Origin of the sequence: Corynebacterium sp. CMW7794, from assembly GCF_001563605.1 — a bacterium.
GTDB lineage: Bacteria > Actinomycetota > Actinomycetes > Mycobacteriales > Mycobacteriaceae > Corynebacterium > Corynebacterium phoceense.
In genome coordinates, this window is the sequence record NZ_KQ961773.1 from 16416 (window position 1) to 37846 (window position 21431).

Below are 21431 nucleotides of genomic sequence, written 5' to 3' on the forward strand. Positions count from 1 at the left end.
CCTCTTTCACCTTGGAAATATCGTGCTTTATACGCGGCGCCAGCCGTCCCAGACTGCACCGCCCGGCGCGAAGACGGGCACGGCGAAGGCCGCCTGACCGTCGCCACCGAAGATTTCCACGGCGCAGCCGTCAGCGCTGAGGACGAGCTCGCCCGCGCCGCACTCGGCCGTGCGCGTGTCCCACTCCCCCGGCACGACCGCCGCGCCTGCCGATGCCGCCTCCTCCGGCGTCACCGACAGCGCCGCCGTCCCAGGCTCCACGGCATCGCCCGCGAAACGCGGGCGGGCGACGGTGAGCTGCGCGCCGTCCCAGTCGACGCGCAGGCACACCTCGCCCGCGGCGGTGAGCTCGTACGTGCCAGGCTCGCGGGTCGTGAACGAGCCCGGAATGTCCCACATAGGCTCCTGGTAGAGCGCGCCGTCGCGCAGCGTCACCTGGCGCGGGACAGTGAGTGTGTGGACCCAGCCCTCGGCCTCGACGGTCGGCGTGGCGTCGCGGGCCGGCATTCCCATCCACCCGACGAGCACCGCGCCCTCGTCATACGCGATGAGCTGCGGCGCATAGAAATTGTGGCCGTGGTCAAGGATGCGGTAGCCCTCGGTCACCGTGAACGTCGTGCCCTCGAGGTGGCCCACGATGTAACCACACTCGTCGCGGCCCGGGAACTGCGGACACAACACAAGAACATGCGACGTGGCACCGGTGGCGGCATCGGAAAGCTCGAGGAGATTGGGGCATTCCCACATGTAGGCGTCTGGGACGTCGCCCACGAAGGTGACCTCGCCCTCGAAGTCCCAGTGCGCGAGGTCGGTGGAGCGGTACATGACGAGCGCGCCGGTCTCATCCTCGCGCTGCGCGCCGAGGACCATGCGCCAGCGGCCGTCGGCCTCGCGGACAATCTGGGGGTCGCGGAAGTGACCGGTGAAACCGGGTTCGGTATCGGGGATCACTGGGTTGTTGGGGTCGAGCTCGTAGAAGCCGCCCTCGGGGCCCAGGTCGGTGACGCGAACGCGGTTCTGGCTGGGAATGCGACGGCCGTCGACTTTGAGGTTGCCCGTGTAAAAGAGCCAGAGGTCGTCGCCGTCGCGCACGGCGCCGCCGGAGTAGCAGCCGTGCGCGTCATAGGGATGATCGGGGTACAACACATTAGGAAAGTGGCGCGGGCGCTCCGGGCGCGTGAGGCTCACCACGGTGTGTGCCCAGCCTGTGCGCTTGGGCGCGTGGGGATAGCCGGGGTCGTGCTGGTAGTAGAGGTGGAGGTCCGCGCCGTCGACGAACATGCCGTTCGGATCGTTGAGGCGGCCAGCGGGCGGGGATACATGAAAGTGAGGGCGGTAACTCATACGCTCCGATAGTATTTAATTTTATGAAGATTCACGTCTGCGGCGAGGGTCTCGTTGATCTCGTTCCCGTCGCGCCCGGTCCCCTGCACGACCTCACGCCGGCTCTGGGTGGCGGCCCGTTTAACGTTGCCATTGCGGCCGCGCGCCAAGGCGCCGACGTCGCTTTCCAGTCGCGCTTGTCCACGGACGGCTTTGGCAACACGCTCGTGGCGCGCCTGCGCGACGAAGGCGTGGATACCACCTACGTCCAGCGCGGCGAGGAACCCACGACCCTCGCGGTGACGTCCCTGGCAGGCGACCGCTCCGCCTCCTACACCTTCTACATCGAGGGCACCGCGGACCGCCTCGTCGAGCCAGTCTATGCTCCGGCGGATATCGCGTGCTTCGGCACCGTCTCGCTCGCACTGGAGCCGGGCGCCTCGCGCTACGCGGAGCTGCTCAAGCAGTTCTCGCGCCGCGGCACCATGGTCGCGCTCGACCCGAATATCCGCCCTTTCTACGCCACGGACGAACACCGCGCATTCTTGAAGAGCCTCTTCCCGTTCGTCACGCTGCTCAAGCTCAGCGACGACGAGGTGAACTTCCTCGGCGAGGACGCGCTCAAGCACGTGCCCGTCGTCGTCACGACGCTGGGCGGCGACGGCCTTGCAGTGAAGACCTCGCGCGCCGAGGTCCACGTCCCGCCCGTACGCACGAATGTGGCGGACACCATCGGCGCGGGCGATACCATCATGGGCACGCTCCTGGCCGAGATCACCCGTCGCGAGCTGCGCGCCCCGGACCTTCAGGAACTCACAGTCGCTGAGTGGCGCGACATCCTGACGTTTGCCGCGGGCGCAGCCTCCGTGACTGTCTCGCGCCGCGGTGCCAACCCGCCCACGCGCGCGGAGGTACAGCAGAAGATCGCCGCCGCGCGTTAGACGTCCCACGGGCAGCGCGCGGGCGTAAAATAAACCCACTCGTCTCGCGCTTCGCGCCCGTCCCCCGGAGTCTCCCATGCCGTACCCCACCGACCCCCACCGCAGGTCCGGTGACGGCCGCGGCACCCGTCGCGACACCTACCGCCTCCCCCGCCCCAGCGCCGACCCCACACGCATCACCCCGCGGCCAGGAACCTATAGCGTAGGGCGTCCCGCCCGCGCTGCCGATGCCCCCGCCCCTACTCCGCGCCGTCAGCCCCGCCGCACCGCGCCCCCGCGCACCACACCGCGCCTCGAAACCAGCGCGACGCGCCCGCCCCGACTCAGCCCGCACCCCGCGCCGGCAGCCGGTCCGCGTATTCCGCGCGTCGCCCTCGTCTTAGGACTCGTCCTCATCGTGCTGCTCGCGCTCACGTTCTTCGCGCTGCGGCATCAGGAACCGGAAGCCCCTGCAGCACTGAGCGAAGCCCCCACGACGACCGTGGAGGCGCCAACCATCGAGCAGGCCGCCGCAGTGGAGATGTATATCCCCGCCATCAACGTCCGCGCGCAATTCGACGAGGGCGCGTGCCGCACGAAGGACAACGCGCTCGACCCAGCATCGCTCGACAAGGCCTGCACCTACACCGCCGCGGACCGGCCGTACTCGCTGCCGGGGACGGACGCACCGGACATCGTGGTCATCGCCGGTCACACCGCCGCGGGTGTGCCCGCCGTGTTTAATAATCTCTACGACGGCACCCGTAACGAGCACAAGGTCCACGAGGGCGACAAGCTCTACGTGCGTACCGCAGCCTCCGGCGAGAAGTGGCTCATGTACTCCGCCACGGACTTCCACGACCCGGTCAAAGAAGGCCTCGCGGATGACCCGGACGTGTGGGGCACCGGGCCCATGCCGGGCCGACTGCTCACCATCAGCTGCATCCAGCCAGCGAATCTCCTCGAGGCGTCGGTGAAGAACGCCGTCGTCGGCTGGTCCTACGAGGGCGTCATTGACGGTGCAGACGCTTCGAACGGCGCCGGGCCCGCAGCCCCCGCGTCAGCCTAAGCCGCACCGAATCACCCGCACGGGCGAAAACTCCCAGGAAATCCGCGCGACGCCGCCGCGCACTGCCATGCACAGGAGGAACGCCGACCCGACCATCCCCGCCACGCGCGGGGACTATTTCTTGCCGCGACACGCCGAAAGCAATGCACACAGTTGTTTATTTTTGAGGTTAGTGTTTCCCATGTTGCTGTTGTGACATAAGGAACGGCAGCTTTGACTACAGTCTTTTTCTTCCACAGTCCCTTCTTTTTCACAGGAGTAAACATGAAGCGTCTCGGCACTTCCCTGGCTGCTGTCGCCATGTCCGGCGTCATCGCCTTCGCAGCCACCCCTACTGCCCTTGCGTCTGACATGCCGTCGGCCGCAGACATGCAGCCCACCGTCACCCCGCAGGTCCTGGGCCAGACCCCGGCCACCCCGGTCGTTCCGACCAAGCTCGAGTGCGCGCCGACGCCGCCGAAGGCTGAGACCTCCGACAAGGCACAGTCCTACGTGCTCACGGGCAACAAGGTTGTCTACCTGCACGGCTCCGGCGAATGGGTCGACACCGCCGAGCGCGCCGCCTCCGAGATGCCGCTCAACAACGTGGAGCTCACCCGCTCCGGCGAGATCAAGAAGCTCATCGAGGAAGATCAGAACTGCTACCGCGAGAAGGGCTACGAGGTCCCGGGCGTCCCGGTCGTCGAGAAGAAGTCCGAGCGCTCTGGCGGCAACTTCGACGCCGGCGAGATCGCGAGCAAGGTCCTCCCGCCGCTGCTCGTCATCGGCGGCATCACCTGGTATCTCAACCAGGACGGCTCCACCTACGTCCAGGACAAGTCCCGCAAGGACTCTACCCCGACCGAGGAAGAAATCCGTATCTCCAAGGACCTGAAGAAGGGCCACATCAAGGAGATCCAGGAGCAGTCTGGCCAGCCCGTCACCCCGACCCCAGACACCCAGGGCCAGGTCCCGTCCGGCGAGCGCGGCATGAACGCTGAGACCGGCTCCAACACCGCAGCACGCGCCCTCTTCGCGCTGCTCGTGTTCTCTGTCTTCGGCGCGGCTGCCTTCGTCGCACGCCGTAAGTTCGCCTAGGACACAACGAGAACAGGCCGCCACCCCTCGGGGTGGCGGCCTTTCGCGTTTTAGTCCGGCGAGCCCGTCATGACGACGCGCTGCTCAGCCTCGTCCCACGTGAACTGCACTTCGTTAAGCCCGCTGGGCGCGGCATTTGAATCGCCCTCGCGGACGTAGACGTAGCCCACGGAGATGGAGTCATCGCTCGTCTGCGTGATCCTGGGCGCGAACCCGCGTGGCTCCTGCGTCGCGGTGCCGAGGTACTCGCCCTTGTGGAAGAGCATGACGTGGTACGGCGAAGAAGAAGTGCCGCCCACGATAGGGACCACGATGTAGGACAGTGCCAGGCACGGATCGAAGTCGTCCGTGTAGGCGTACTCGGCATCCCACTCCCAGCCGTTGTACTTCTCCAACGTGCCGATATTCTCCGCCACAGCCTGCTCCCCCGTGACCGGCGCACAGGAGGGGGCCTCGGTGGGTGGGGTGTCAGGCAGCGGTTGGTCAGCAGTAGGCTGCGCGATGCTGGAGGGAGCCTGCGGGGCCGCGGAGGGGGGCATCGGAAAGCTGGGGGCTTTGGGTCACCGTCACGGTGGTGGGCTCTGAGGAGCCCGCGGAGCAGGCCGTGAGCGCCGCAGCGGTGAGGATCACGGGGAGCAATAGGGTGCGGGACATGGGGCCCACTATAGCGAAACGCCCCAACACCAGGGGTGCTGGGGCGTTTACCGTGGGGCTAGTTTACTTAGCCTTCTCCACGATCTCGACGAGACGGTAGTGCTTATCTTTGGAGATAGGCGCAGTCTCGGCGATGAGAACGCGGTCGCCGATGCCGGCGGTCTCGTTCTCGTCATGCGCCTTAACCTTCTTGTTAGAACGCATGATCTTGCCGTACAAGGCGTGCTGCTTGCGGTCTTCGAGCTCGACGACAATGGTCTTGTTCATCTTGTCGGAAACCACGATGCCGGTGCGGGTCTTGCGCGCACCGCGCTCCTTCTTCTCGTTCACGTTTGCCTCACTCATGATTTAAGCCTCAGCTCCCGGAACAACGGACAGGCCCAGCTCGCGCTCGCGAAGAACGGTGTAGATGCGGGCGATGTCGCGCTTAACAGTGCCGATGCGCTGGTTGTTGGTCAGCTGGCCAGTGGCCTTCTGGAAACGAAGGTTGAACAGCTCTTCCTTCGCGTCCTTGAGGCGGGTCTCCAGCTCAGCATTGTCGAGCTCACGGAACTCGTGCGCGGGGGTACCGGTTGCCATTAGAACTGGTCCTCCTTCTTGATGATGCGGACCTTGCAGGGAAGCTTCTGAGCCGCACGGCGCAGAGCCTCGATAGCAACTTCCTCGGTCGGGTAGGACATCTCGAAGAGGACGCGGCCCGGCTTAACGTTGGCGACCCACTTCTCAACCGGGCCCTTACCGGAACCCATACGCACGCCGAGCGGCTTCTGGGTCAACGGACGGTCCGGGAAAATGTTGATCCACACCTTGCCACCACGCTTGACGTGGCGGTTGATGGCAATACGTGCGGCCTCAATCTGACGGTTGGTGATGTATGCCGGCTCGAGAGCCTGGATGGCGTAGTCACCGAAAGCGATGCGGTTACCGCCCTTGGACACACCCGTACGAGTCGGGCGGTGCTGGCGGCGGTACTTAACGCGCTTAGGAATCAGCATGGATTAGCCCTCCTGCTTCTGCTGTGCGCGCTGACGGCGCTGGCCACCACGGCGCGGGCGACCGTTGCGGTCGCCGCGGCCACGGCCAGCAGCCGGAGCGTTCAAATCGGACTCCTTGACGCCGCCGATGACGTCACCCTTGTAGATCCACACCTTGACGCCAATGCGGCCGAACGTGGTGTGAGCCTCTGCGGTGCCGTAATCGATCTCTGCGCGCAGGGTGTGCAGCGGAACGCGACCCTCGTGGTAGCGCTCGTTGCGGGACATCTCGGCGCCGCCCAGACGACCGGACAGGAGCACCTTGATGCCCTTGACCTGCGGCTGGCGCATAGCGGACTGGATGGCCTTACGCATGGCACGACGGAAAGCAACGCGGTTGACCAGCTGCTCAGCGATGGACTGAGCAACGAGGGTCGCGTTGGCGTCGACCTGCTTGACCTCGAGAATGTTGAGGGCAACCATCTTGCCGGTGAGCTTCTCGAGCTCGCGGCGGATGCGGTCGGCCTCAGCGCCACGGCGGCCAATCACGATGCCCGGGCGGGCGGTGTGAATGTCGACGCGAACGCGGTCGCGGGTGCGCTCGATGACGACGTCGGCGATGCCGGCGCGGTCGAGGCCCTTCTCGAGGTACTGACGGATCTTGATGTCCTCAGCCACGTAGTTGGCGTAGTCCTTGTCGGCGAACCAGTGGGTCTTCCACTCGGTGGAGATACCCAGACGGAGGCCGTGAGGATGGATTTTCTGGCCCATTACTTGGCACCTTCCTTCTGGCTTTCGACAACCACGGTGATGTGGCTGGTGCGCTTGCGGATCATGAACGCGCGACCCTGTGCGCGGGGCTGGAAACGACGCATGGTCGGGCCCTCGTTGGCGTAAGCCTCGGAGATAACGAGCGTGCGCGGATCCAGACCGAAGTTGTTCTCAGCGTTGGCGGCCGCGGAAGCGACAACCTTGGCCACCGGCTTAGCGGCGTCCTGCGGAGCGTACTTCAGGATGGCAAGTGCCTCTGCTACTGACTTACCGCGAACCAGATCGATGACGCGGCGTGCCTTCATCGGGGTGACGCGGACGTAGCGGGCCGTTGCGGATGCGGAGGTGATGGTGTCACTCATCGCTTATCGACGTCCCTTCGTGTCGGCCTTGACGTGACCCTTAAAGGTCTTGGTTGGTGCGAACTCACCGAGCTTGTGACCGACCATGGAGTCCTCGATGAACACCGGCACGTGCTTGCGACCGTCGTGGACGGCGAAAGTGTGGCCAATGAAATCGGGGAGAATGGTCGAGCGGCGAGACCAGGTCTTGATGACCTGCTTGGTGCCGGCCTCGTTCTGAGCATCCACCTTGTTGAGGAGGTGCTCATCGACGAACGGGCCCTTCTTAAGGCTGCGTGGCATTGTTTACCTCCTCTTAGCGCTTCTTGTTCGGGCGACGACGGCGCACGATCATATTGTTCGAGTAACGGTTCGGGTTGCGGGTGCGACCCTCCTTGTGACCCCACGGGGACACCGGGTGGCGACCACCGGAGGTCTTACCCTCACCACCACCGTGCGGGTGGTCGACCGGGTTCATAACGACACCACGGACGGTCGGGCGAACGCCCTTCCAGCGCATACGGCCAGCCTTGCCCCAGCGGATGTTCATCTGGTCAGCGTTGCCGACCTCACCCACGGTGGCGCGGCAACGGATGTCGACGCGGCGGATTTCAGAAGACGGCATACGCAGGATGGCGTACTTGCCTTCCTTACCCAGCAGCTGGATGGAAGCACCAGCAGAGCGGGCCAGCTTAGCGCCAGCGCCCGGCTTGAGCTCGACTGCGTGGATCGTGGTACCAGTCGGGATGTTGCGCAGCGGCAGGTTGTTGCCCACCTTGATATCTGCGTTAGCGCCCGACTCGACGATGGTGCCCTGCGTCAGGCCCTTGGGGGCGATGATGTAGCGCTTCTCACCGTCACGGTAGTGCAGCAGTGCAATGTTGGCGGTACGGTTCGGGTCGTACTCGATGTGAGCGACCTTGGCCGGGATACCGTCCTTGTCCGAACGACGGAAGTCGATCAGACGGTAACGGCGCTTGTGGCCACCGCCGATGTGGCGGGTGGTGATGCGACCGTAGTTGTTGCGGCCACCGGTCTTAGACAGGGGACGCAGCAGGGACTTCTCCGGGGTCGAGCGAGTGATCTCCTCGAACTGGGAGACGGAGCTCTGGCGGCGACCCGGGGTTGTCGGCTTGTACTTACGAATAGCCATAGTTTTTCCTTTACCTCGACCTTCTCTTACGCTTGAGCGCCAAAGATGTCGATAGCGTCGCTGCCTTCACGCAGAGTCACGTAGGCGCGCTTGGTGGACTTACGCTGGCCGAAACCGGTGCGGGTGCGCTTGCGCTTGCCGGCACGGTTTGCGGTGTTCACGGAGTCGACCTCAACGCCGAAGATCTGCTCGATGGCATCCTTGATCTGGGTCTTGTTGGAGTCCGGGTTGACGAAGAACGTGTAAGTGTTCTGCTCCATCAGACCGTAGGACTTCTCGGAGACGACCGGTGCGAGGATGATGTCGCGCGGGTTAGCGATCTTAGCCATTAGTTCTCCTCCTCTGCTTTCTTGTCAGCGCCAGTTGCGCGGGTGACGAAGGTGTGCAGAGCCTCAACGGAGAACACCACGTCGTCCGAGTTGAGGACGTCGTAGGTGTTGAGCTGGCCAGCGTCCAGGATGTGGACGTTGGGCAGGTTGTTGGCGCTGCGGCGAGCAGTCACGTCTTCACGGCCGAGGACCAGTAGCACGTTCTTGTTCGAGGAGATGCGCTCGATGAAAGCCTTAGCAGACTTGGTCGAGGGCGTCTGGCCCGGAACGAGCTCTTCGACGACGTGGATGCGCTCGTTGCGTGCACGGTCAGACAGGGCACCGAAGAGGGCCTGCTTGATCATGCGCTTCGGGGTGCGCTGGGCGTAGTCGCGCGGAACCGGGCCGTGGGAGATGCCGCCACCGGTGTAGTGCGGTGCGCGGATCGAGCCCTGGCGTGCGCGGCCGGTGCCCTTCTGGCGGAACGGCTTACGGCCACCACCGCGGACCTCGCCGCGGGTCTTGGCCTTGTGGGTGCCCTGGCGTGCTGCTGCAAGCTGAGCGTTGACAACCTGGTGCATCAAAGCGATGGATGCCTCGGTGTCAAAGATCTCGGCCGGCAGATCAACGGAGCCGTTGGTCTTACCGTCAGCGGTCAGGACGTCTAGCTTGAGGTTGCTCATGCGTGTGCACCGCCCTTCACTGCGGTCTTAACGGTGACGAGGCCGCCGCGCGCACCCGGGATAGCACCCTTGATGAGCAGCAGGTTGGACTCGGCATCGATCTTCTGAATCTTCAGGTTCTGGGTCGTGACGCGGTCACGGCCCATGCGGCCTGCCATGCGGGTGCCCTTGAAGACACGTGCCGGGGTAGCGCAGGCGCCGATACCGCCAACGCGACGGTGAGCAGCCTGGTTACCGTGGGCAGCGCCCTGGCCGGCAAAGCCGTGGCGCTTCATGGCGCCGGCGTAGCCGTGACCCTTGGTCGTGCCGGTGACGTCGACGAAGGTGATGCCCTCGAAGATGTCAGCCTTAACTTCCTGGCCGACCTCGTATGCAGAGGTGTCGTCCATGCGGATCTCGGCGACGTGGCGGCGCGGGGTCACGCCAGCCTTCTTGAAGTGGCCCGTGCCCGGCTTGTTGACCTTGCGCGGGGCGATTTCGCCAAAGGCGATCTGGATGGCGTTGTAGCCATCGGTTTCAACGGTACGAATCTGGGTAACGACGCACGGCCCAGCCTCGACGACGGTGACCGGCACAACGCGGTTGTCCTCGTCGAAGACCTGGGTCATGCCGAGCTTCGTGCCCAGAATGCCCTTGATCTCGTTTTCACTCATTGTTAGTTCTCCACCAATTAGTTCTCTAGTCGAACGCTACTGAATGTTGACGTCGACGCTTGCCGGAAGGTCGATGCGCATAAGGGCATCAACGGTCTTCGGAGTCGGGTCGAGAATGTCGATGAGGCGCTTGTGAGTGCGCATCTCGAAGTGCTCGCGAGAGTCCTTGTACTTGTGCGGAGAACGAATAACGGCGTATACGTTCTTTTCGGTGGGGAGTGGCACCGGGCCGACAACACGAGCACCCGTACGGGTGACGGTCTCGACAATCTTCTTTGCAGAAGCGTCAATTGCCTCGTGGTCGTAGGCCTTCAGCCGAATGCGGATTTTTTGTCCCGCCACGCTTATCCTCTTCCTCGCTTCCCCACATTCACATTCCCGGCGTATCCGGGGCGTGAAGCGGTGGGAAATTGCTTCTCGATTTCTCTATAACGTTGTCCAGACAAGGTCCAGGCTCAACGCCAGTGGTTGATTTAAATCCATGATGACCACAAGATGCGAGCCGGCTCAATAACCAGTCGCAGTGCTTATGACGGGGTACAAGACCCGAATGTCAATCACATAGGAAGGGATTGGGGCGTGAAACGCTTAAATCCATTCGTATACTGCCGCTGTTTATTTGCCATGCCCCTTCTCTGGTTCTGCCTCTCGGGGTGTGCCACTACTTAAGTCGCGGGCCTTACCCGATAAACAGACCTTCTCGTTGCCGTTGATTCCGAAGGAAATCCCGCTACAACTGCAAAGGCGTCATGTTCGCCCTACCAGCGTCAATGCCCAACCTAACGCGCGAGCTCGCTCGCGCCTGGCTTGCATTGCCCTGTTAAAGCAACCCCTGTATTTAAGCACGTCGCGCCACATAAGACAAACCTCTGCCAGCAAAGTGCCGAAAATCACGTTTAAGCATCAACCTGCGGCAACGTCGCGCGACCGCCCCCACGGAAAGCGCGTTTCGCACTACGGTAGATACCACGCGCCCGGCGGCCCCGGGCCTATCCTTATATATAAAGCATTCGCACGTTAAGAAAGGGCACCACACCATGGCCGAGAACACCACGCCGGAAGCCACGCAGAGCACCGAGCCCGCCACCACCGAGCAGCACGTCAATAAGAATCTCGAGACCGAGTTCGGCACCACGACCATCGAGACCACGGTCGTCTCCAAGATCGCCGGTATCGCCGCCCGCGAGGTCTCCGGCGTGGCAGCCCTCGGTGGCGGCGGCGCCCGCATGATGGGCTCCATTCGCGAGTCCTTCGGCGGCACTGAGGACGTCCGCCAGGGCGTCGACGTCGAGGTCGCGAACGGCGCGGCCACCGTCGCCGTCGCCATCATCGCGGAGTACGGCGTCGCCATCCACGAGCTCGCGGAGGCCATCCGTCGCAATATCATGACCGCCATCGAGCGCATGACGGGCCTGGAGGTCAATCGCGTGGACGTCACCGTCCACGACGTGCGCCTGCCCAAGGAGGCCGAGCCTGCCGATGCCCCCTCCACCGCCGTCGAGCCCCAAGCCTAAGCCCGCATGGCGGAACGCTTCCTTTTATCCCTCGAGCAGGCACGCGACCTGGTCACCGCGCTGCGCGCGGTGCCCGGCGTCGCAGATTTGGCGCCGGGGCGCTACGGAGAGGTGGCGCTGCTCTTTCCGGGCGAGCGTATTCCGGGCCTGCGGTTCCTGAGTCCGAAGGACGACACACAGATCGAGACGCACGTGGTCGCCGCCTTCGACGGCCCACCGCTCACGGAGCTTGGCCCCGCCGTCCAGGCTGCGGCTCGCCGCGCCGTCCCGGAACTCACGCGCCTCGACGTCGTCATCGCCGACGTTGCCGCGCCCGATAAGCACACGACACGATAGAAAACACAGTAAAGAAAGGCCTCCGATGAAGAACTACACCACGCTGGGCATCGTGGCAGGCATCGCGCTCGCGTTCCTGGCCTACTTCGGCGGGTGGCAGCTTCTGCTCCTCTCCGTCGTGCTGGCCGTCGTGGGCGGGCTCGCCGGCGCCCACTTCGATGGCAAGCTCAACGTGCTGGATCTGTGGAACCAGATGATTGGCAAGGGTCGCGGATAATGACGCATGCCTCGCCCTCCCCCGGCGCGTGGACGAATGTCACGCCGGAGACCATCACACCGGGACTCAACGCGGCGGCCGCCGCTGCTCCCGGAGGCATCAATGCTGATGACGCCGTCTCGGCACCCGCCATCATGGACACGGCCCACCATCACGGCTCCAACCGGCTCGGCCTGCGCACGATGGAATATATCGTGTCGGCCGCTATCGCGCGCGTTCCCGGCACCGCCAAGGTCTCGGGCACGTGGAAGAAGATCGGCGGACAGAACTTTCCGCGCATGGCCATCCAGATGGACCCGGACACGTGGACCGTGGCCATCGACGTCGCCATCGCCACCGTATGGCCCTCGCCTGTCACCGACATTGCCGCGCGCGTACGCTCCGCCATCGCAGAGGAAGTCGTCGCCATGAGTGGCTTCCAGCCCACTCGCGTCAACGTCATCGTCGGGCACACCATCCCGGGCGAGCGCGTCACCGCAGAAAACGTCGCCGCGCACGTGACGAAGCAACCGTGGCATCCCGAGGCCGCGCCTTCGCGCATCGTCTCGCCCGCGATACCCGAGCCGCGTCCACTGCGCCCGACCACCACGACGAACACGGTGCATATCGTCTCGCCGGACACTCCCACAGCACCTGCCGTGCGCTCGCCCGAAGCGACACCGGACTTCGTGCCGCTCCCGGTCGAGGTCGCCGCGCACTCCGCCGCGTCTGCGCCGCTCCGCGCGGTCTCCACCCCGGCACCGCTGCCGCTGCGTTCTCCCGAGATTCCGCCCGAGCAGCCGCTCGCCCGCGTCGCTGCCCCGGCACCCGTCACTCCATGGTCGCCCAGCGCACCCACGCCGCAGCCGCTGCGTCCGCTGACGATTGAGTCCTTCGCGCGCCACCGTCATGTCCAGGCCCCAGACCCCGAGCCGCTGCGCGCCATCGAGATCATCCCACTGTTCGGAAAGGAGCAGCCATGAGCACCGACGCCGCCGTCACATCCCGCGGCCAAGAACCCAAGGGCGAGCCCATCGTGCGTTGGTGGGCGCTGCTGCTCAGCCTGGCGCTCCTCGCTCTCGCCGCGGTCTTCGGCCGTGAGGCGTGGCGCGTGTCGACGCACGCCACCGTCGACTCGTGGACGCAGCCCTTCATCGACGTCATGAGCGCCGACGCCCAGGGCTCCGCAGCCATCGCGCCTTGGATGCTGTGGGGCGGCGCCGCCGGCATCGTAGTCGGCCTGCTCGTGCTCTACGCTGCGCTCCGTCCGCGCCGTCACACCCACGTGGAACTCGCGAGCGACACGGTCTCCGGTTGGACGCGCCAGGTCGACATCGCCCGCCGGTGCTCCGCAACTGCGCGCAAGGTTCCTGGCGTGGGTGCCGCGCGCACGACCGCCGGAAAGAAGGGCATCCACCTCATCATCAACGGCGACATCGAGGACGAGAACCTCGCGACCCGCGTGCGTGAAGTCGTCAATGAGGAACTCGCGTCGCTCGCCCACCCCGCGCCGCTTTCCGTCACCGTCGAGCGCATCGAGGAGGTCGACACCAATGTCTAAACGCCTCGCTGGAATTCTGCGCACGCTCTTCATCATCCTTGGCCTGCTCCTCATCGCGCTGGGCGTGTGGCCCATCCTGCTGCACTTCGACGTCGGGCCCATTGTCGAGCTCACCCGCTGGGTCGACCACGGCATCTGGGCCGCACTTCCCACCCACGCGTGGTGGCCGTGGGCCCTCGGCGCGGCGGCCATCCTCTGCACCATTCTCGCTTTCTGGATCATCGTCGCAACGTTCAAGGTGCACCGCATCAACAAGGTGTCCTCGGAGGCCTCCAATGACGACGGCTCCATCGCGCTGCAGATGAACCCCATCATCGGCGGCATCGCCTCCTCCATGGAAAACGCTGAGGGTGTGGAGAAGGTCGAGCGCCGCGTCGCCTGGGACCGCGGCCACCAGCAAGCGACCTTTGCCATCCAGGCCAAGCCCGAGACTCCCTTCGCGGATCTCGTCGCCCTCGCCGAGCAAACCGAGCGCGACTTTCGAGCAGCCTTCCCCGACTCCGAGCTGGAGACGGTCTATAAGCTCCACTACTCACGCATCACGGCCTAAACGCCCGGCGGGGACGAAGGCCATGTCCCGTTGGCACTATCCGCAGGTCGCCGATTCTCCACACGAATCGGCGACCTGCGGTCATTGCTATTGAGACATTGCTTTCCTGCCGTGGCTCTAGCCGACTTCTGCCGCGGCGATGAGAATCTGCGTCACCGTGCCGAAGTCGCGCATGCGAGCCCCGGGCAGCTCGACCGTGAGCGTCTCGCCCACGGCACCGGTGACGATCCGCTGCCAGGAGAGATCCTCGCGGGCGAGCGTCCGGCGGGCGGGCGTGAAGACATGAAGGCCGTGGTCAAGCAGAATCGTCGACTCGGGTTCGGCGGTGCGCAGGACATAGACACGCTCGCCCAGGCTGCGGCGCTTGAGGCCTGCCAGCGGGCGCCCGGCGCGCGCGAGTGCTGCGGGGTCCACGCGGGAGATGGATTCGACGACCCCGAGGCGGTGCTCGGTGCCGGCGGCATCGGCAAGCACGAGGGGCCGGCCGGGACCGGTGGGACGGGCGCGGGAATACTCCCAGACCACCGGTTGGGACTGGCCCCGGACGATAGCGGTGCGGCCGTCGACGGTAACGAGCGCGCGGTCGCAACGGATGAGATACGTACCCTCCGCGGGTAGGAAGCCGGGGCGCACCGCGGCGCGAGTCTCAAGAGCGGCGACGAGATCCGCGTCCGAGGCGCCCCATCCAAGCCCCTCGTTGGCGAGCATCGCGAAGAGCGTGGGGAGGCTGAGATCAGGCTCGCCTTCCCACGCACGGCGCAGTGCTTCGAGGGTGGGGGCGATACGGGTGGGGTCCTGCATAGTGTCCCACTCTATTCGTCGCACGGGTCTGTAGTGCGCCAAACGGCAGACGATGTGGTCGTGATGGAGAAAGGCCGCCTTGTCGAGCACGGCCGCGTGGACGATCTCTTCGATCACCCGAAGGAGGCCTACACAAAGAACCTCATCGAGTCCGTGCCGGGCCTCCACATCGAAATCGGCACCGGAGAAAACCTCGGCCTCACCGAGTAACCCGCCGCGCACGGCCGCCCCTCGTGTTTTCCGGGCCGTGTTTTCCGGGCCCACACTAGCCCCACGCGACGCGTCACACTCTCACCCCAGCTCCACGGCTGCCCCGCATGCGGCCAGGCGGACACGAATAATTAGCTCCAAAAATGTATGAAACGACAGCAGTTTTATGCACACTAGGCCCGATTTCCACCCCCGCATGAATTGCAATCTGGATCATATTATTAATATTCACCCGACGAAGGAGTGGAAACCGCAGGTCACAGCGTTATATTCTCTCGCATAAATCTGTCGGACTATTGGGGATTACCGTCACCCCATCACCCCTTTTGTGCCACAACTAACAGGGCGATAAATTATTCCCAAGCGCGTTTTCCCTCCCCAAGGAAGACGCGGTTGCGACCATTACTCTCAATCCGGCCGGACATGCAGCCGGATCTTCTCGGAGACACCATGTTCAAATACCTCATTAGGAAGACCCTGGGCTGGCTGCTCATGATCTTCCTGGCGACGAACATCGCCTACTTTTTGGCGGCGACGTTCCTCGACCCACGCTCGAATTACATCGGACGCCGTCCGCCTCTGTCCAACGATCAGATCAACGCGATGCTCGAGCCCTACAACTTGAGCCCCGAAACGCCTCTCCTTGAGCGTTGGTGGACGTGGCTCACCAACATCCTCCTGCACTGGGACTGGGGGCGCTCCCCCGTGGGCGACTTCGTCAACGACCAGATCAGCTACCGCATCTGGGTCTCGGCCCAGCTGCTCCTGCTGTCCACCATCCTCTCCATCGTCATCGGCGTGGCCGTGGGCGTCTATACCGCTTCGCACCAATACAAGTGGGGCGACCGCGTATGGCAAGGCATTTCCATCGTCGCGATGAACACGCACGTCGTCGTCGCGTCCATCGTGGTCGTCGCCATCGCCTTGTGGATCAATGAGGCCACCGGTTCCCGCATCTTCTACGTTGTGGGCGCCAGCTCCCTCGGCGTGGAGGGCTTTGCTAACAAGCTGCTCGACGCCCTGCAGCACCTCATCCTGCCTACCATCTCGCTTGTCTTTATCAGTTACGCGGGCTACCACATGACGCAGCGCACGCTCCTGCTCGATAACTTAAACGCGGACTACGTGCGCACCGCCCGCGCGAAGGGCCTCACGCGCCAGCAGGCCATCCGCAAGCACGCCCTGCGCACCTCCATCATTCCGGTCGCGACCTCCGTCGCGTTCTCCGTCCCTGGTATCTTCACCGGCGCGGTCATGACGGAGCGCATCTTCGGCTGGAACGGCATGGGCCAGTACTTCCTCGAAACCATCTCTAAGAACGACATCAACGGTGCCGTTGGTGTGGCCGCGTTCGGCGCTGCCATGACGGCCGTCTCCGCAGTCCTCGCTGACCTCGTTGTTGTCGCCCTCGATCCACGAGTCCGGGTGAGCTAAATGTCTGCGAATACTCCGAAGGGGAACAACCCCAACCTCAACCCCCACACGCCCGAACACGAGCCCATGAGCGAGCTCTCTGCGCAGTCCGAGCTCCACGCCGGCCAGCGACTCAACACAGCCGAGGCGCAGTCCACGCTCATCGCGGAGCTCAAGTCCGAGCCGGGCGCTGACGGCGTCGCCAAGGGCACCGCCCGCTGGAAGCTCTACGTCCGCCGCTACTTCCGCAACAAGATGGCGGTCGTGGGCCTGGCTATCCTCGTCTTCCTCATTCTCGTAGCCGTCTTCGGCGGGTTCTTCGCCCAGTGGGACTACCGTGACCCGGACTTCCTCAACTTGTCCACGCCGCCGAGCCCCGAGCACTGGCTCGGCACGACGGACGCCGGCAACGACCTCTACGCGCAGGTGGTCCACGGCCTCGGCCGCTCGCTTACCATCGCCATCCTCGTCTCGCTCTTCACGCTCGTCATCTCCGCGCTCGTGGGCGCCGGTGCAGCACTGTGGGGCGGCAAGGTGGAAAAGGCCGTCCTCGCCGTCATCCACTTCCTCCTGTCCATCCCGACCTTCCTCCTCATCGCCCTCGTGGTCTCCGACTCGGGCGGCGACTGGCGCCTGCTCATCGTCGTGCTCATCGCTTTCGGTTGGATGTATCAGGCCCGCGTCATCTGGTCGCTGGCGCTCACGGTGCGTGAACAGGATTACGTCCGCGCCGCGGACTACATGGGCGTTTCCCGTTTCAAGACGGTCATCCGCCACGTCATTCCCAACATCGGCTCGCTGCTTATCATCCAGTTCGTCTTCGGCGTCGTCGGCACCGTCGGCTCCGAGACCGCCCTGTCCTTCCTGGGCTTGGGCGTCAAGCTTCCCGATGTCTCCCTCGGTACGTTGCTCCAAGGCGGCACCGCCAGCGTGCAGTCTGCCCCGTGGCAGTTCTACGTTCCTGCAATCACCCTGACGCTGCTCACCGTCTCCATGGCCTTTATCGGCGACGGTCTGCGCGACGCTCTCGACCCGAACTCCAAGTCTGGTGGCAAGGCATGACACACCCCAACGAACAACCCGTCCTCTCCGTCAAGGACCTCCACGTCTCCTTCCCGTCCGAGGCAGGCTCCGTCTCCGCCGTCCGCGGCGTCGACTTCAACCTCTACCCCGGCCGCACGCTCGGCATCGTGGGCGAGTCCGGCTCCGGTAAGTCCGTGACCTCCATGTCCATCATGGGCCTGCTGCCGGACTACGCGAAGATCACCGGCTCCGTAAAGTTCGACGGTCGCGAGCTGCTGGGACTCACGGACAAGCAAATGTCCGAGATCCGCGGCCAGGGCATCGGCATGATCTTCCAGGATCCGCTCTCCGCGCTCACGCCGGTCTTCGACATCGGCACGCAGATCGTCGAGGCCATCCAGGCGCACCAGAACGTCTCCAAGTCCAACGCGCTCAAGCAGGCCGAGGCACTCCTCGAGCTCGTGGGCATCCCGGACCCCAAGCTGCGTCTCAAGTCCTTCCCGCACGAGTTCTCCGGCGGTATGCGCCAGCGCGTGGTCATTGCCATCGCGATTGCGAATAACCCGCGTGTGCTCATCGCGGACGAGCCCACCACGGCGCTCGACGTGACCATCCAGGCTCAGATCCTCGACGTCATCAAGGTCGCCCAGCGCGAGACCGGTGCAGCGACCATCATGATTACCCACGACATGGGCGTCGTCGCGGAGACCGCGGACGACGTCATGGTCATGTACGCCGGCCGCCCCGTCGAGCGCGGCGATGTAGACACCATCTTCAACCACCCGCGCATGCCGTACACGGTGGGTCTGCTCGGCTCCACGCCGCGCCCGGACGTGAGCTCCAACGAGCCGCTCACGCCCATCGAGGGCAACCCGCCCATCCTCGTCGACCTCCACGACCGCTGCCAATTCGCGCAGCGCTGCCCCGTGGCCATCGACGCCTGCCTCAAGGGCGAGCCCCCGCTGACCCCGCTTGCCGATGCCCCCGCGCACCTCACGGCCTGCGTCCGCAGCGCCGAAATCCACGACGGCATGATTAACGGCGAGCGCATGTTCAAGGTCCCGCCGCTTTCCCCCGACTCGTTCGAGGGCATCCCGCGCGAAGACCGCAAGACCACACTCGAGGTCAAGGACCTGCGCAAGGAATTCCCGCTCATGAAGGGCGCGCTCGTCAAGCGGCGCGTGGGCACCGTCAAGGCCGTCGATGGGCTTACCTTCGATATCCGCGAAGGCGAGTGCATGGCCATCGTCGGCGAATCCGGCTGCGGCAAGACCACGACCCTGCTCGAGATCATGGACCTCGACCCGAAGGACGGCGTGGTCATCCTCAACGGCAAGGACGCGAACTCCATGTCGCGCGCCGAGCGCCGTGAGGCCCGCAAGGACATGCAGATCGTCTTCCAGGACCCGATGAGCTCGCTTAATCCGCGCCTCACGGTTCGCGAGGTCATCGCCGAGCCCCTCGAGTCGCTGGGCTACGCGGGCGACGTCGACGCCCGCGTCGCGGAGCTCATGAAGCTCGTGGGCCTCGATGCCTCGCAGCTCGACCGCTTCCCGGGGCACTTCTCCGGCGGCCAGCGCCAGCGCATCGGCCTGGCCCGTGCACTCGCGACGAACCCGTCCGTCATCGTCCTCGACGAGCCGGTCTCCGCACTCGACGTGTCCATCCAGGCCGGCGTGATCAACCTGCTCGAAGAGCTCAAGCGCAAGCTGGGCCTGTCCTACCTCTTCGTCGCCCACGATCTCTCGGTGGTCCGCCACCTCTCCGATCGCGTTGCGGTGATGTACAAGGGCCAGTTCGTCGAGCACGGCGACACCGACGAGATCTTTGACCACCCGCAGCATGAGTACACGCGCAAGCTACTGGCGGCCATTCCGATCCCGGATCCTGCAGTCGCGCGTGCACGTCAGGCCGAACGCGCTGCGCTCGCCAAGAAGTAGCACGACTCCGGCCTGCCACCGTGCAGGTCGGACACAAACTTTCCACGCTTATAACTGCATAGCCCCACTTTGTCTCATCCATAAAGGAGAACTCTTATGTCTTCGTTACGTCCGTCGCGTCTGCGCATTGCCAGCGTCGCGACCATGGCCACCCTTGCCCTTGCGCTTTCTGCCTGCGGTGGCTCCTCCGACTCTGCGTCTGGCTCCGGCGAGGCTCAGGTCGAAGTCAAGCCGTCCGGCGACTACAACGAGAAGTCGCGCAACGAGCTCAAGGACGGCGGTACGCTCACGCTACCGATCGGCGAAATCACCGAGCAGCAAAACGTGTTCCACGCCAACATGACCTCGGATACGCGTTCCGTATGGAGCTGGTACAACCCGCAAATCGCACTCTTCGACGGCGAGGGCAACTACACCGCAAACCCGGACTACATCTCCGAGGTCAAGGACGAAGAAAAGGACGGCAACACCGTCGTCACGTTCACCATCCGCGATGAGGCAAAGTACAACGATGACACCCCCATCGACTGGAAGGCCTTCGAAAACACCTGGAAGATGAACAACGGTGAGCAGGAGGGCAACCAGGTCAACTCGACTGACGGCTACGAGCGCATCACGTCGGTCGAAGCTGGCGCCAACGACAAGGAAGCCGTTGTCACCTTCGACGGCGTCTACCCATGGTGGCAGGGCCTCTTCAACCAGCTCCTGCACCCAGCTATCAACACCACTGAGCTGTACAACGAGGCGTACCTCAACAAGCTTCACCCTGAATACGGCGCGGGTCCGTTCAAGGTCGAAAACGCTGACTTCAACGGTGGCACCGTCACCTTCGTCCCGAACGAGAAGTGGTGGGGTGATGCCCCCAAGCTGGAGAAGGTCACCTACCGTCAGATGGAGTCTCAAGCGACCATCAACGCCTTCCAGGCCGGTGAGATCGACGCCGCTTCTGTCGGCACCAAGAACAACATGACCATTGCCAAGGGCATGGGCGACGCCATCGATATTCGTGCCGCGATGCTTCCGGCTAACTACCTCCTCACGCTCAACTCGGAAGCTCCGGCTCTCAAGGACGAGAAGGTCCGCGAGGGCATTATGACCGGTATTGACCGCACGCAGCTTGCCGCTGTGCGCTTTAACGGTCTGGGCTACACCGAAGAGCTGCCGGGTTCCCTGGTGATGTTCGGCACCCAGGAGGGGTACCAGGACAACTTCAGCGAGGTCGTCAGCTTCGACAAGGACAAGGCTAAGTCGCTCTTCGAGGAAGCTGGCTACACCGCTAACTCCGAGGGCATCATGGAGAAGGACGGCCAGCCGTTGTCCATCCGCTACGTCTCGACCGGCGACTCCGAGATGGTCAAGTCCACCGCCGCAGCCCTTCAGAAGATGCTGCGTGACGTGGGCGTCGACATGCAGGTCGAAGAGCGTCCTTCCTCTGACTTCTCCAAGATTATGAGTGAGAAGGACTTCGACATCATCGCAAGCGGTTTCCGTTCCTCGGATCCTTTCGGTCCCGCATACTTCAACCAGACCTACGCCTCTGACTCCGAGCTCAACAAGTCTGGCACGGGTTCGGCCGAGCTGGACAAGAAGATCGAAGAGCTGCAGAAGCTGCCGACCGCCGAAGAGCAGACCAAGCGCGCCAATGAGCTGGAGAAGGAAGCCTTCGGCCACTTTGGTCTCATGCCCTACGCCAACGGTGCTGACATGCAGGGTGTGAAGAAGGGACTTGCCAACATCGGCGCCCTTGGCTTTGCAGTCATCCCGAAGGAAGACATCGGCTGGGAGAAGTAATTTCCTAATCACCACGCCGTCACGGCACGCCGAGTAGCCCGCTTCCCCTCGTAGGGAGCGGGTCTTTCGCGTCTTGGCGCTAGTTACACGGCACGTCGGGTCCGAATTCCCGGCGTTTGTAAATCCTGCCGTCGTTGCCTTTGTAGTAGACGTCGCCGTCTCTCTTTTTC

Annotated in this window: 28 protein-coding genes and 1 pseudogene; 14 read left to right on the forward strand and 15 right to left on the reverse strand. The window is 64.1% G+C overall.

Annotated elements, in window-relative coordinates; translation table 11 throughout:
• Window positions 1-27: 27 nt before the first annotated feature.
• Window positions 28-1344, reverse strand: coding sequence for a glycoside hydrolase family 32 protein (locus HMPREF3227_RS10910; RefSeq protein WP_066513068.1), 1317 nt, complete (start codon window positions 1342-1344; stop codon window positions 28-30).
• Window positions 1345-1367: 23 nt separating this feature from the next.
• Between HMPREF3227_RS10910 and HMPREF3227_RS10915 the strand changes: the two genes are divergently transcribed.
• The 3 genes from HMPREF3227_RS10915 (at window position 1368) to HMPREF3227_RS10925 (ending at window position 4389) form a co-directional block, all read left to right on the forward strand.
• The gene (locus HMPREF3227_RS10915) at window positions 1368-2264 is read left to right on the forward strand and encodes a carbohydrate kinase family protein (protein ID WP_066489052.1); all 897 of its coding nucleotides are present in this window, start codon (window positions 1368-1370) and stop codon (window positions 2262-2264) included.
• Window positions 2265-2340: 76 nt separating this feature from the next.
• On the forward strand, window positions 2341-3312 hold the full coding sequence (locus HMPREF3227_RS13820) for a sortase family protein (RefSeq protein ID WP_082723247.1): 972 nt from the start codon (window positions 2341-2343) through the stop codon (window positions 3310-3312).
• Between the two features lie 264 nt (window positions 3313-3576).
• Window positions 3577-4389: a ShlB/FhaC/HecB family protein gene (locus HMPREF3227_RS10925; RefSeq protein ID WP_066489057.1), complete on the forward strand. Its 813-nt coding sequence runs from the start codon at window positions 3577-3579 to the stop codon at window positions 4387-4389.
• Window positions 4390-4439: 50 nt separating this feature from the next.
• Here HMPREF3227_RS10925 and HMPREF3227_RS10930 read toward each other — a convergent pair whose 3' ends face one another.
• From HMPREF3227_RS10930 to rpsJ, 13 genes are all read right to left on the reverse strand, one after another.
• Window positions 4440-4805 carry an LppP/LprE family lipoprotein gene (locus HMPREF3227_RS10930; protein WP_231732356.1) on the reverse strand — a complete coding sequence of 122 codons (366 nt, stop codon included), beginning with the start codon at window positions 4803-4805 and terminating at the stop codon, window positions 4440-4442.
• Between the two features lie 67 nt (window positions 4806-4872).
• A complete protein-coding gene (locus HMPREF3227_RS13625; RefSeq protein ID WP_197429530.1) occupies window positions 4873-5043 on the reverse strand; it encodes a hypothetical protein in 171 nt (56 codons plus the stop codon).
• Window positions 5044-5106: 63 nt separating this feature from the next.
• Window positions 5107-5388 carry a 30S ribosomal protein S17 gene (gene rpsQ / locus HMPREF3227_RS10935; protein ID WP_066489059.1) on the reverse strand — a complete coding sequence of 94 codons (282 nt, stop codon included), beginning with the start codon at window positions 5386-5388 and terminating at the stop codon, window positions 5107-5109.
• A 3-nt stretch (window positions 5389-5391) separates the two neighbouring features.
• A complete protein-coding gene (gene rpmC, locus HMPREF3227_RS10940) occupies window positions 5392-5622 on the reverse strand; it encodes a 50S ribosomal protein L29 (RefSeq protein ID WP_066489061.1) in 231 nt (76 codons plus the stop codon).
• Window positions 5622-6038: a 50S ribosomal protein L16 gene (gene rplP, locus HMPREF3227_RS10945; protein WP_066489064.1), complete on the reverse strand. Its 417-nt coding sequence runs from the start codon at window positions 6036-6038 to the stop codon at window positions 5622-5624. Before rplP ends, rpmC begins: the two co-directional genes overlap by 1 nt.
• A 3-nt stretch (window positions 6039-6041) precedes the next feature.
• Complete coding sequence (gene rpsC, locus HMPREF3227_RS10950) at window positions 6042-6788, reverse strand: 30S ribosomal protein S3 (protein WP_066489069.1); 747 nt, start codon at window positions 6786-6788, stop codon at window positions 6042-6044.
• A complete protein-coding gene (gene rplV / locus HMPREF3227_RS10955) occupies window positions 6788-7150 on the reverse strand; it encodes a 50S ribosomal protein L22 (RefSeq protein ID WP_066489072.1) in 363 nt (120 codons plus the stop codon). The genes rpsC and rplV overlap by 1 nt, the downstream gene beginning before the upstream one ends.
• Window positions 7151-7153: 3 nt before the next feature.
• Complete coding sequence (gene rpsS / locus HMPREF3227_RS10960) at window positions 7154-7432, reverse strand: 30S ribosomal protein S19 (protein WP_066489082.1); 279 nt, start codon at window positions 7430-7432, stop codon at window positions 7154-7156.
• Between the two features lie 13 nt (window positions 7433-7445).
• Window positions 7446-8282, reverse strand: coding sequence for a 50S ribosomal protein L2 (gene rplB, locus HMPREF3227_RS10965; RefSeq protein WP_066489085.1), 837 nt, complete (start codon window positions 8280-8282; stop codon window positions 7446-7448).
• Between the two features lie 26 nt (window positions 8283-8308).
• Complete coding sequence (gene rplW, locus HMPREF3227_RS10970) at window positions 8309-8611, reverse strand: 50S ribosomal protein L23 (protein ID WP_066489088.1); 303 nt, start codon at window positions 8609-8611, stop codon at window positions 8309-8311.
• Window positions 8611-9273 carry a 50S ribosomal protein L4 gene (rplD, locus tag HMPREF3227_RS10975; protein ID WP_066489091.1) on the reverse strand — a complete coding sequence of 221 codons (663 nt, stop codon included), beginning with the start codon at window positions 9271-9273 and terminating at the stop codon, window positions 8611-8613. The genes rplW and rplD overlap by 1 nt, the downstream gene beginning before the upstream one ends.
• On the reverse strand, window positions 9270-9926 hold the full coding sequence (gene rplC / locus HMPREF3227_RS10980; RefSeq protein ID WP_066489092.1) for a 50S ribosomal protein L3: 657 nt from the start codon (window positions 9924-9926) through the stop codon (window positions 9270-9272). Before rplC ends, rplD begins: the two co-directional genes overlap by 4 nt.
• A gap of 36 nt (window positions 9927-9962) precedes the next feature.
• Entirely contained in the window at window positions 9963-10268 is a 306-nt protein-coding gene (gene rpsJ, locus HMPREF3227_RS10985; protein ID WP_003848085.1) for a 30S ribosomal protein S10, read from the reverse strand.
• Window positions 10269-10963: 695 nt separating this feature from the next.
• On the opposite strand from rpsJ, the gene HMPREF3227_RS10990 reads away from it, so the two are divergent.
• Genes HMPREF3227_RS10990 through HMPREF3227_RS11015 form a run of 6 tightly spaced genes read left to right on the forward strand, consistent with a single transcriptional unit; the run spans window position 10964 to window position 14083 of the window.
• Window positions 10964-11440, forward strand: coding sequence for an Asp23/Gls24 family envelope stress response protein (locus HMPREF3227_RS10990; protein WP_066489094.1), 477 nt, complete (start codon window positions 10964-10966; stop codon window positions 11438-11440).
• Window positions 11441-11446: 6 nt separating this feature from the next.
• Entirely contained in the window at window positions 11447-11776 is a 330-nt protein-coding gene (locus tag HMPREF3227_RS10995) for a hypothetical protein (RefSeq protein WP_066489096.1), read from the forward strand.
• A 25-nt stretch (window positions 11777-11801) separates the two neighbouring features.
• Entirely contained in the window at window positions 11802-11993 is a 192-nt protein-coding gene (locus HMPREF3227_RS11000; RefSeq protein ID WP_066489099.1) for a hypothetical protein, read from the forward strand.
• Entirely contained in the window at window positions 11993-12955 is a 963-nt protein-coding gene (locus HMPREF3227_RS11005; RefSeq protein ID WP_066489108.1) for an Asp23/Gls24 family envelope stress response protein, read from the forward strand. The genes HMPREF3227_RS11000 and HMPREF3227_RS11005 overlap by 1 nt, the downstream gene beginning before the upstream one ends.
• The gene (locus HMPREF3227_RS11010; RefSeq protein WP_066489114.1) at window positions 12952-13533 is read left to right on the forward strand and encodes a DUF6286 domain-containing protein; all 582 of its coding nucleotides are present in this window, start codon (window positions 12952-12954) and stop codon (window positions 13531-13533) included. Before HMPREF3227_RS11005 ends, HMPREF3227_RS11010 begins: the two co-directional genes overlap by 4 nt.
• Window positions 13526-14083 (forward strand): hypothetical protein, encoded by a 558-nt coding sequence (locus HMPREF3227_RS11015; RefSeq protein ID WP_066489119.1) that lies wholly within the window; start codon window positions 13526-13528, stop codon window positions 14081-14083. The genes HMPREF3227_RS11010 and HMPREF3227_RS11015 overlap by 8 nt, the downstream gene beginning before the upstream one ends.
• Window positions 14084-14200: 117 nt before the next feature.
• On the opposite strand, the gene HMPREF3227_RS11020 is transcribed toward HMPREF3227_RS11015, so the two are convergent.
• Entirely contained in the window at window positions 14201-14884 is a 684-nt protein-coding gene (locus tag HMPREF3227_RS11020; RefSeq protein ID WP_066489123.1) for a hypothetical protein, read from the reverse strand.
• 27 nt (window positions 14885-14911) lie between these two features.
• Between HMPREF3227_RS11020 and HMPREF3227_RS13385 the strand changes: the two are divergent.
• The 5 genes and pseudogenes from HMPREF3227_RS13385 to HMPREF3227_RS11040 form a co-directional block, all read left to right on the forward strand.
• Window positions 14912-15094 (forward strand): annotated as a pseudogene (locus HMPREF3227_RS13385) (ABC transporter ATP-binding protein); the annotation flags it as partial.
• Window positions 15095-15544: 450 nt separating this feature from the next.
• Window positions 15545-16528 (forward strand): ABC transporter permease, encoded by a 984-nt coding sequence (locus HMPREF3227_RS11025; RefSeq protein WP_066489164.1) that lies wholly within the window; start codon window positions 15545-15547, stop codon window positions 16526-16528.
• The gene (locus HMPREF3227_RS11030; protein ID WP_082723248.1) at window positions 16529-17569 is read left to right on the forward strand and encodes an ABC transporter permease; all 1041 of its coding nucleotides are present in this window, start codon (window positions 16529-16531) and stop codon (window positions 17567-17569) included. It abuts the gene before it with no gap.
• Window positions 17566-19470 (forward strand): ABC transporter ATP-binding protein, encoded by a 1905-nt coding sequence (locus HMPREF3227_RS11035; RefSeq protein WP_066489132.1) that lies wholly within the window; start codon window positions 17566-17568, stop codon window positions 19468-19470. Before HMPREF3227_RS11030 ends, HMPREF3227_RS11035 begins: the two co-directional genes overlap by 4 nt.
• 96 nt (window positions 19471-19566) lie before the next feature.
• On the forward strand, window positions 19567-21261 hold the full coding sequence (locus HMPREF3227_RS11040; RefSeq protein WP_066489142.1) for an ABC transporter family substrate-binding protein: 1695 nt from the start codon (window positions 19567-19569) through the stop codon (window positions 21259-21261).
• Window positions 21262-21431 lie beyond the last annotated feature (170 nt).